Source organism: Nocardia aegles (assembly GCF_052545135.1).
In genome coordinates this window covers 1-1636 of sequence record NZ_JBQWRI010000038.1, presented here as the reverse complement: position 1 = coordinate 1636, position 1636 = coordinate 1, and the positions used below count along the sequence as shown (strand labels likewise).

The 1636-nt window shown below is 64.5% G+C and carries 1 protein-coding gene; it reads left to right on the top strand.

Features of this window, described 5'->3' with window-relative positions:
• The coding region (locus tag ACT89H_RS29330) for a non-ribosomal peptide synthetase (RefSeq protein ID WP_445111909.1) at positions 1-1636 on the top strand (1636 nt) is incomplete at both ends.

The following is a 1636-nucleotide window of genomic DNA, read 5'->3' as shown; positions in this document are numbered from 1 at the left end:
CGATCTTTTCGACCGGTCGACGGTGGAGGGGTTTGTTGATCGGTTGTCGCGTGTTCTCGCGGCTGTGGTTGCTGATGCCAGCGTGCTGGTGGGGGATATCGAACTGCTCGCCGACACCGAACGACACGACGTACTCGCGCGCTGGAACGACACCGACCACGCCGTCGACGCGGGCGCGACGCTGGTCTCGCTGCTCGACGCCAGCGTGGCGGCCGGCCCACGCTCCACCGCGCTGGTCGCGGACGCGGTCGACGGTGAACGGATCGAGCTGACCTACGCCGAACTCGATGCCCGGGTGAATCGTCTTGCGCGGCATTTGATTTCGTTGGGTGTGGGTCCGGAGTCGCGGGTCGCGCTGGCGTTGCGTCGGTCGGTGGATCTGGTCGTGGCGATGTACGCGGTGGCGAAGTCCGGTGGTGCGTATGTGCCGGTGGATCCGGATCAGGCTGCGGAGCGGACGAGTTACATTCTCGAGACGGCTGCGCCGGTCTGTGTGTTGACCAATGCCGACGCCGAGTTCAGCACCGATGTGGCCGATGTGGTGCGCATCGATGAGCTGGATTTGTCGGGTGTCGATGCCTCCCCGGTCACGGATGCCGATCGTGTGGGGCCGTTGCGTCCGGAGAACACGGCGTACGTCATCTTCACCTCCGGTTCGACGGGTCGTCCGAAGGGTGTGGCGGTTCCGCATGGGGCGATCGCGAACCAGTTGCAGTGGAAGAACATCGAGTTCGGTCTGGATGCCGCCGATGCGATCCTGTTGAAGACGGCGGCGACGTTCGACTTGTCGGTGTGGGAGTTCTGGTCGGCCGCGGTATGTGGTGGCCGGCTGGTGATCGCCGCACCGGACGGTCATCGGGATCCGGCGTACCTCAACGAACTCATGGCCCAGGAGTGGGTCACCACGCTGCACGTCGTGCCGTCGATGCTGGACGCGTTGTTGACTGCCGGTATGCCGGACTCGCTGTGGCGGGTGCTGGCGATCGGTGAGGCATTGCCCGGTGCATTGGCGCAGCGGTTCCTGCGGGAACACCCGCGTACGGAGTTGTTCAACCTCTACGGTCCGACTGAGGCGGCGGTGTCGATCACCAGCCACCGCGTCAGTGGTGCCGACCGGGTTTCGGTTCCCATCGGTGGGCCGGAGTGGAATAGCCGGGTGTTCGTGCTGGATGGGCGTTTACGTCCGGTGCCCGTGGGTGTGTCGGGTGAGTTGTATTTGGCGGGTGCGCAGTTGGCGCGGGGCTATTTCGGTCGTGTGGATCTGACGGCTGATCGGTTCGTGGCGAATCCGTTCGAGTCGGGTGCGCGGATGTACCGGACCGGTGACTTGGTGGCGTGGAACCGCGCTGGTGAACTCGAGTATCGGGGTCGCACCGACTTCCAGGTGAAGATTCGTGGTTTCCGTATCGAGCTCGGTGAGATCGAAGCCGCGTTGTTGGCGTTGCCGGAGGTCGCGCAGACAGCGGTGGTCGCGAAGTCCGATCCGAAGACCGGTGACCGGTTGGTGGCCTACCTGGTGGCTGCCGATGCCGAGTCCGGTGTGGATGTGGCGCAGGTGAAGTCCGAACTCACCGCCAACCTGCCGTCGTATATGGTGCCGTCGGCGTTCGTGGTGTTGGATGCGTTGCCGTTGAAC